The following is an 8,136-nucleotide window of genomic DNA, read 5'->3' on the forward strand; positions in this document are numbered from 1 at the left end:
CCCCAGAACCCCCCGCAGCTCCCCACCCCCGCCCTCACCAAGGCGGCCCGCACCGCCGACGCCGAACTCCTGGCCAAGGTCGCCGCCCTCCCGCCCGCCGCCGACGCCCCCGAGGTCCCGCGCGCCGAGGCCGAGGCCGGAGACGCCGACTTCAGCCTCCGCCGCCTGCTGCGCCCCTTCCGCGCTCCGCTGGCCCTCGCCTTCCTCCTCGTCACCCTGGACGCGGCCGCCGCCCTGGTCCTCCCGGTGCTGATCCGCAGCGGCATCGACGAGGGCGTCAGCAAGGCCCTGATGTCCGGCGTCGTGGTGGCCTCCCTCATCGCGCTCGCCGTCGTCCTGCTGGACTGGCTGGTGCAGGGCGCCGAGAACCGGGTCAGCGGCCGCACCGGCGAGCGCGTGCTCTACACGCTCCGGCTCAAGATCTTCGCCCACCTCAACCGCCTCGGCCTGGACTACTACGAGCGCGAGCTGACCGGCCGGATCATGACCCGGATGACCACTGACCTGGACTCGCTGACCTCCTTCCTCCAGACGGGCCTGGTCACCTTCGTCGTCAGCCTGCTGACCTTCGCCGGCATCTTCGCCGCCCTGCTGATCATCGACGCGGGCCTGGCCCTGGTGGTCTTCGCCGTGCTGCCGCTGCTGGTGATCGCGACGCTGGTGTTCCGCCGCAAGTCCAAGGCGCAGTACGAGCTCTCGCGCGACCTGATCAGCACGGTCAACGCCGACCTGCAGGAGAACGTGGCCGGCATGCGGATCGTCCAGGCGTTCCGCCGTCTGGACACCAACACCGACCGCTTCGTGGCCCGCGGCATCGCCTACCGCGACGCCCGCGTCCGCGCGCAGCTCTACATCTCCCTCTACTTCCCGTTCGTGCAGTTCCTCTCCAGCGTGGCCGCCGCACTGGTGCTGATCGTGGGCGCGGCCCGGGTGGACGACGGGACGCTGACGGTCGGCGCGCTGGTCGCGTACCTGCTGTACATCGACCTGTTCTTCGCCCCCGTCAACCAGCTCTCCCAGGTGTTCGACGGCTACCAACAGGCGTCGGTCGGCCTCGGCCGGATCAGGGAACTGCTGCGCACCCCGACCACCACCGCCGAGGCGGCCGAGCCGGTACCGGTGACCGGGCGGCTGCGCGGTGAGATCACCTTCGAGGGCGTCGGCTTCGCCTACAACGGCGGCGCGGACGGTGCCCCGGACGTGCTGACGGACGTGAACCTGCACGTCCCGGCCGGTCAGACGGTGGCGCTGGTCGGCGAGACCGGCGCGGGGAAGTCGACGCTGGTCAAGCTCGTCGCCCGGTTCTACGACGCGACGTCCGGCACCGTGCGGGTCGACGGGGTCGACCTCACCCGCTACGACCTCGCCCAGTACCGCCACCGGCTGGGCGTGGTGCCGCAGGAGGCGTACCTGTTCGCGGGCACCGTCCGCGAGGCGATCGCGTACGGCCGTCCCTCCGCCTCGCCCGCCGAGGTGGAGGCGGCGGCCCGGGCGGTCGGTGCGCACGAGATGATCGTCCGGTTGTCGGACGGCTACGACCACGAGGTCGCGGGCCGTGGGCGAAACCTTTCCGCAGGTCAGCGCCAGCTGATCGCCCTGGCCCGGGCCGAACTGGTCGATCCGGACGTCCTGCTGCTCGACGAGGCCACCGCAGCGCTCGACCTGGCCACCGAGGCGGCGGTCAACCGCGCCGCCGACCGGCTCAGCGGCGGGCGCACCACCCTGGTCATCGCCCACCGCCTGACCACCGCCGAGCGCGCCGACCGGGTGGTCGTGCTCGACCACGGCCGGGTGGTCGAGGACGGCACCCACACCGAACTGCTCGCCCGGGGCGGGGCGTACGCCCGGCTCTGGGAGGCGTTCATCGCGGAGGGCCACCCGGAGCCCGAGCCGGTCGGGTAGTGGCAGCCCCCGACGGCCGACCGGGACACGAACCCGGTCGGCCGTCGGGCGCGTTCGGCCTTCTCCGGCCTCCGCCGCCCTCCAGCCTCCGCCGCCCTCCGCCCCCTCTCCGGCCTCCTCAGGCGGCGATCAGCGAGGTCAGCAGCCCGGAGGCGTCGATCCCGCGCGGCAGGTCGCTCACCTGTCCGTCCCCGACCTCGACCACCCGCCAGCCGGAGCCGTCCGCCAGGCGGGCCAGGTCGGTGGTGACGAACCGGCAGCCGAGCGTGCGCACCAGCGAGGAGACGCCCGCGAGCTGCGGCTCGACGACCTGGTGCGGCGCGTCCGGGTGCGGGCCGACCAGGATCGGCCGCCCGTCCAGCCACCACACCCGCGCCTCCACGGCTCTCCCGCCGTCGTCCGAACCGGCGCTGTCCGAGCCGCCGCCGTTCGAACCACCACCGTTCGAACCGCCGCCGTTCGAACCGCCGCCGTTCGAACCACCACCGTTCGAACCTCCGCCGTTCGAACCGCCGCCGTTCGAACCACCACCGTTCGAACCTCCGCCGTTCGAGCCGTTGGCGGCCACCGCTCCCGCGCGCTCGAACTGCTCGAACCGCCGCAGCACCACCCCGCCGGCCAGGAACTCGCCCTGCAGCTCGACGAACCGCCCCACCACCCGGCCGACCGCCGTCAGGTCCGCCAACTCCGGGACGTAGCAAGCCTCGTGCCACTCGTGCTTGCGCGACTTCACGTAGTCCTTGACGATCGCCGGCCCGCTCCCGCCGAGCCGCGCCACCGCCGCCGCCAGCTCCTGCGTCCCGGGAGCCGCCCCGTCCCCGTACGGAATCCACGTGCTCGGCGGCGTCGCCCCCTCGAACACCCCGTACCAGCCGGGCAGTTCATGGGCCGTCCGGTACCCGGCCGGGCTGGTCAGCAGATGGCAGCCGCGGGCGGCGAGCGCGGCAGCGAAGCCCGCGTAACGGGCGGAGGGCAGCATCCAACCCCGGTACCAGAGCGGGCCGGCGCCCTCCGGCACCCGCCGGACGGCCTCCTCGGCGTCGGCGGCGTCCCCGGTGAGCAGCGCGTCGTGGTCGACCAGGTGGCGCACCCCGCCCAGGTCACGCAGCAGCCGGGCCTCCCAGGCGAAGTGCGGGTCGGGCCGGCGCGGGTTGAGCGGATCGGCCGGGATGAGGATCGCAGGAGAAGGCATGGCGGTCAGGGTACGGCTCCGGGCCGGTCATGATGCCGTGCACGCGCAAGCGGCCGCCGCCGCACACGAATTCACTCGACCACCCCGGCCCCCGGTGCCACAGTGGCCCGATGCGAAAACTGCTGCGTCCGCGCCGACGCGTCCCCCGGCAGGCCGCCCGCACGGTGGTGCTGGACGGGAGCGGCGCGGTCTTCCTGCTCCGCTCGGACAACGACGAGGTGGGCGTCCACTGGACGATGCCGGGCGGCGGCCTGGAGGCGGGGGAGACCCCGAGGGAGGGCGCCCGGCGCGAGCTCCGGGAGGAGACCGGCTGGACGGACCTCGAGCCCGGCCCGCTGCTCTGCACCTGGGAGCACGACTTCACCTGGCACGGCACGCCCGTGCGCCAGCACGAGCACATCTACCTCGCCATCGGCCCGCACCGGGGCCCGGTCGGCGACGTCAGCGCGGTGCACGCCACCGACCGCATCCTCGACTGGCGCTGGTGGACGGCGGCCGACCTCGCCGACGAGAACGCGGACGCGCTCTGGCCGCCCCGGCTGCCGGAACTGCTGGAGCCCGTCCGCACGGGATGGGCGGTCGACGGGCGCGCACCGGCGCCCGTCGACCTCGGCTACGTCCCCAACAAGCCCTGAACGCCGGACCGTACGAGCCGGGCGGCCGTCAGGGCCGTCCGCCCCGCCGCCCCCGTACGGCCGGAACGCACTCCCAGCCGTGCAGTTCCAGCTCCCGGTCGTGCAGCGCGGCCGGATTCATCAGCACCGTCAGCCGGGCGCCCGCCAGTTGCTCGAAGCCGAGTCCGGTGGCGGACAGCAGCTGATCGGTCGGCACCGACACGGCGATCGCCGGCCGCCAGGAGGGCAGGACGACGAGGCTGGTGCCGCGTCCGATCCGCAGCGGCCGCGCCGCCACCCGGACCGGCGCCCGCTCCTCCGGTCGCCCCACCGCCTCGGCCGGGGCAGGTCCGCCGCCGATCAGGACGCCCAACTGCGGTACGGCCGGCCCGGGCGGGGCCTCGGCCATGGAGGCCGTCACCGGGAAGGCGCCCGCGGCCGGGCGCACCCGAGCGGTCACCTCGCCCTGCCCCGAAGAGCCGGTCGACCCGTTCGGGTCGGACACGGCCGTCTCCCGTTCGGCCGCCCCCTGCCCGGTCGGAGTCGTCGGCGGGTGCATCCGCCGCAGCCGCCGCGAGGGCGAGGGCCGCAGCGGGACGAATCCTCGGGGCTGCTCGCCCCCCGTCCGCGGCGCAGGCACCCGCGCCGTGCGCTCGGCCTCCGGAGCCGGCTGTCCGAATCGGACGGGCTCAACCGGAGTGCCGCCGGGCGGATGTGATCCGTCGTCGGAGTCGGGCACCGCCTCCGAGTCCCGTGGGCCGCGCGGCTGCGGCACCGAGTCGTACCGGGTCGCCCCGTCGAAGGTCGTCGCGATCGAACAGCGTGCGGCTTGTGAAGCAGAAGAGGAGGGGGACGGCGGGGGTTGACGCGCGGAGGCGCTACCGGAACCCGGAGAACCGGGTAGGGACGGGTCGGTCGTGGAACGGAACGAGGTCATCGGCGGGCCCTTCACGGAACGGTCCGACGATCCTCCCGCACCGCGCCACCAGGGCCAAGCCTCGAACCCGGCCGCTTACCCGACTCTTGCCCAGCCCCTACGGCACGTGTCGGCCCGACTGCCGGGCGCGACGGTCCCACCTCCCCGGAACCCGCATCCCCCTCCTTGCCCCAAGGGCAGGCCAAAGCAAGCAATGACAAACCTTCCCCAAGCGCAAGAAATCACCGAGAGTCGGCCCATTCGACCTTCGGTCCGCGCGCTTGGAGCTGCGCCGGGACACCCCCGCACCTGTCGTAGAGGACTGACAGCCGGTAGCCTCGACCGCATGAAGCGCTTCGCAGACCTGTGCTGGTGGCCGTCCTAGGACGGCCACCACACTCGCCTGACCAGGGCCGTCCGGGATGGACGGCCCTGTCGCGTTTCCACCGCAGGACGGGCCCCTCGCCCCGGACGGCCGCGCACCGACGCCGCCGGCCCTACGAGGAGAAACCCGATGACCACCACCAGCACCGTTCCCGCCGAGCGCGTCCTTACCGGGGACCGCCCCACGGGGCCGCTCCACCTCGGCCACTACTTCGGCACCCTGCAGAACCGGGTCCGCCTCCAGGACCGGGGCGCCGAGATGTTCGTCCTGGTCGCCGACTACCAGGTGATCACCGACCGGGACGTCGCCGACCGGCTCGCCGAACACACCGAGAACCTCGTCCTCGACTACCTCGCGGCGGGCCTCGACCCCGAGCGCACCACGATCTTCGCCCACAGCGCCGTCCCCGCCCTCAACCAGCTGATGCTGCCCTTCCTCAGCCTGGTCAGCGTCGCCGAACTCAGCCGCAACCCCACCGTCAAGGACGAGATCGCCCACTCCCGCCAGACCGGCGTCAGCGGACTGATGTTCACCTACCCCGTCCACCAGGCCGCCGACCTGCTGTCCTGCAAGGCCACCCTCGTCCCGGTCGGCCAGGACCAGGTGCCCCACCTCGAAGTCGCCCGCACCGTCGCCCGCCGCTTCAACGAGCGCTACCCCCACGCCGACGGCACCGGAGTCTTCCCCGCCCCGCAACCCCTGCTCTCCGAAGCCCCCATGCTGCTCGGCACCGACGGCGGCAAGATGAGCAAGAGCCGGGGCAACGCCATCTCCCTCGGCGCCACCGAGGACGAGACCGCCCGCCTGATCCGCGGCGCGAAGACCGACGCCGACCGCCGCATCACCTACGACCCCGCCACCCGCCCCGAGGTCTCCAGCCTCGTCCTGCTCACCGCGCTCTGCCAGGAGCGCGACCCCGAGACCGTGGCCGAGGAACTCGGCGACGGCGGCGCCGCCGCGCTCAAGCGCACCACCACCGAGGCCGTCAACGAGTACCTGCGCCCCCTGCGTACCCGCCGCGCCGAACTCGCCGCCGACCGCGCCCACCTGCGGCAGGTCCTGCGCGACGGTGCCGTACGGGCCGGGGTCGTCGCCGAGGCCACCCTCGCCGAGGTGAGGGAGGTGATGGGGGCCGTGGTCTGAAGGGGTCTCAACCCGCCGCCGCCACCGCCGCACATCGCCCCGATCGGACCTGGGCATATCGTCACCGGGCGGCCTCGGCCCCTCCGAGGCCGCCCGCACACCCGTGCACCCTCTGCGCAATCCTTGTGCAGGCCCGCGTGCACCCCCTTGTGCACTCTTCTTGTGTGCTCCCTCCCGAAAGGCGGACCGGCCCCATGGACCAGCACCCGACCACACCCGGCCAGGGGCTGACCCGGCCGCCGCACCTGCGCCCCGGCGACCACATCGTCGTCATCGCCCCCAGCGGCCCGATCGACCCGGAACGCCTCACCGCGGGCTGCGCGATCCTGCGCTCCTGGGGCCTGCGCGTCACCGTCGCCCCGCACGTCCTCGACACCCACCCGGATCTCGGCTACCTCGCCGGCACCGACGCCCACCGCGCCGCCGACCTCCGGTCCGCCTGGCTCGACCCCGACGTCGACGCCGTCATCTGCGCCCGCGGCGGCTACGGCGTCCACCGCATGGTCGACCTGCTCGACTGGACGGCCATGGCCACCGCCGCCCCCAAGGCGTTCATCGGGTTCAGCGACGTCTCCTCCCTCCACGAAGCCTTCGCCCAGCGCCTCGGCCTCGCCACCCTGTACGGGCCCATGGCCGCCGCCGGTTCCTTCGTCGACGACGGCCCCACCGCCGAGCACCTGCGCCGCACCCTCTTCGACCCGGCCGCCACCACCGTCCTCACCTCGCCCACCGCCACCCCGCTCGTCGGCGGCCGGGCCCACGGCGTCACCGCCGGCGGCTGCGTCCACGTCCTCGCCGCCGAACGCGGGACCCCCACCGCCCGGCCCTCGTACGCGGGCGCCATCCTCCTCCTCGAGGACGTCAACGAGCACCCGTACCAGCTCGACCGCCTGCTCACCCAGTTCCTGCGCTCCGGCGCCCTGGACGGCGTCGCCGGCATCGCCCTCGGCTCCTGGGAGGGCTGCGGACGGCCCGAGCGCGTCCGGGCGGTGATGCTCGACCGCCTCGGACCGCTCGGCATACCCGTCCTCTGGGAACTGGGCTTCGGCCACTGCCCGTCCAGCCTCACCGTCCCGCTCGGCGTCCCCGCCGTCCTCGACGCCGACGCCGGAACGCTCACCTTCGACGTCCCGGCCCTCGGCTCGTAGCAACTCGCATTAAGAGGTCTAGGGTGCCGCCATGAACGAGGCCACCCCGACCGCCCTCGCCCTCGGACTCCTCCGCGGCCCGGGCAGCACCGCCCGCACGATCCTCGGACTTGCCGGCCCGCCCGGCGCCGGCAAGTCCACCCTCGCCCGCCACCTGGTCACGGAGATCGACCGCGCCGAAGGCCCCGGCACCGCCGCCTACGTCCCGCTCGACGGCTTCCACCTCTCCGCCGCCCAGCTCGACCGCCTCGGCCTCACCCACCGCAAGGGCGCCCCCGCCACCTTCGACGCCCACGGCTACGTCGCCCTGCTGCAGCGCATCGCCGACGACCGCTTCCAGGACATCTACGTCCCCGACTTCGACCGCACCCTCGACGAACCGGTCGCCGCCCGCCACGTCGTCCACCCGCAGACCCGCCTCGTCGTCACCGAAGGCAACTACCTCGCCTCCGCCGACACCCCCTGGCCGGACGCCCGCCGCCTGCTGCGCGAACTCTGGTACGTCCACACCGACGACACCGTCCGCGAGGACCGGCTGCTGCGCCGACACCGCGACGGCGGCCGCGACGAGGCCACCGCCCGCCACTGGGTCACCGGCAACGACCACCCCAACGGCGAGTACGTGAAGGCCGGCCGCCCGTTCTGCACCCGGACCGTCTCCGGAGCCGATTTGCCCACAGGCCCGGAAAGGCGTACTGTTCTCTAGTCGCTCGGCAGGGAGCACCGGACACGCATCGGCGCGGACGGTCCCGGGGCGGCCAATCCTTCGAAACACCACTTCCCAGTTCGGGCTGGGTCGCGTCTTCGTTTTTTCGGGTCGCGGCTTGGGCCTTATT

The 8,136-nt window shown here is 73.7% G+C and carries 7 protein-coding genes; 5 read left to right on the forward strand and 2 right to left on the reverse strand.

What is annotated here, in order from left to right:
- Positions 1–1,902, forward strand: a 1,902-nt coding sequence (locus IH61_RS0139200; RefSeq protein ID WP_031079092.1) for an ABC transporter ATP-binding protein, incomplete at its 5' end; no start/stop codon positions are given.
- Positions 1,903–2,020: 118 nt separating this feature from the next.
- On the opposite strand, the gene IH61_RS49390 is transcribed toward IH61_RS0139200, so the two are convergent.
- A complete protein-coding gene (locus IH61_RS49390) occupies positions 2,021–3,094 on the reverse strand; it encodes an ATP-grasp domain-containing protein (protein WP_051838765.1) in 1,074 nt (357 codons plus the stop codon).
- A gap of 110 nt (positions 3,095–3,204) precedes the next feature.
- Between IH61_RS49390 and IH61_RS0139210 the strand changes: the two genes are divergently transcribed.
- Positions 3,205–3,729 carry an NUDIX hydrolase gene (locus IH61_RS0139210; protein ID WP_031079097.1) on the forward strand — a complete coding sequence of 175 codons (525 nt, stop codon included), beginning with the start codon at positions 3,205–3,207 and terminating at the stop codon, positions 3,727–3,729.
- A gap of 28 nt (positions 3,730–3,757) precedes the next feature.
- Here IH61_RS0139210 and IH61_RS0139215 read toward each other — a convergent pair whose 3' ends face one another.
- Positions 3,758–4,213 carry a hypothetical protein gene (locus IH61_RS0139215; RefSeq protein WP_031079099.1) on the reverse strand — a complete coding sequence of 152 codons (456 nt, stop codon included), beginning with the start codon at positions 4,211–4,213 and terminating at the stop codon, positions 3,758–3,760.
- Between the two features lie 925 nt (positions 4,214–5,138).
- Between IH61_RS0139215 and trpS the strand changes: the two genes are divergently transcribed.
- From trpS to IH61_RS0139230, 3 genes are all read left to right on the forward strand, one after another.
- Positions 5,139–6,152, forward strand: coding sequence for a tryptophan--tRNA ligase (gene trpS, locus IH61_RS0139220; protein WP_037974064.1), 1,014 nt, complete (start codon positions 5,139–5,141; stop codon positions 6,150–6,152).
- A gap of 194 nt (positions 6,153–6,346) precedes the next feature.
- A complete protein-coding gene (locus tag IH61_RS0139225; RefSeq protein WP_031079103.1) occupies positions 6,347–7,300 on the forward strand; it encodes a S66 peptidase family protein in 954 nt (317 codons plus the stop codon).
- Positions 7,301–7,331: 31 nt separating this feature from the next.
- Entirely contained in the window at positions 7,332–8,006 is a 675-nt protein-coding gene (locus IH61_RS0139230) for a nucleoside/nucleotide kinase family protein (RefSeq protein WP_031079105.1), read from the forward strand.
- Positions 8,007–8,136: the final 130 nt, after the last annotated feature.

The sequence above is a fragment of the Streptomyces sp. NRRL WC-3742 genome (assembly GCF_000720635.1).
Taxonomy (GTDB): domain Bacteria; phylum Actinomycetota; class Actinomycetes; order Streptomycetales; family Streptomycetaceae; genus Kitasatospora.

Bases quoted from the DNA above. Each gene is read 5' to 3' on its own strand.
- IH61_RS49390 (WP_051838765.1), bottom strand. From the start codon at position 3,094: ATGCCTTCTCCTGCGATCCTCATCCCGGCCGATCCGCTCAACCCGCGC.
- IH61_RS0139210 (WP_031079097.1), top strand. From the start codon at position 3,205: ATGCGAAAACTGCTGCGTCCGCGCCGACGCGTCCCCCGGCAGGCCGCC.
- trpS (WP_037974064.1), top strand. From the start codon at position 5,139: ATGACCACCACCAGCACCGTTCCCGCCGAGCGCGTCCTTACCGGGGAC.
- IH61_RS0139230 (WP_031079105.1), top strand. From the start codon at position 7,332: ATGAACGAGGCCACCCCGACCGCCCTCGCCCTCGGACTCCTCCGCGGC.
- IH61_RS0139225 (WP_031079103.1), top strand. From the start codon at position 6,347: ATGGACCAGCACCCGACCACACCCGGCCAGGGGCTGACCCGGCCGCCG.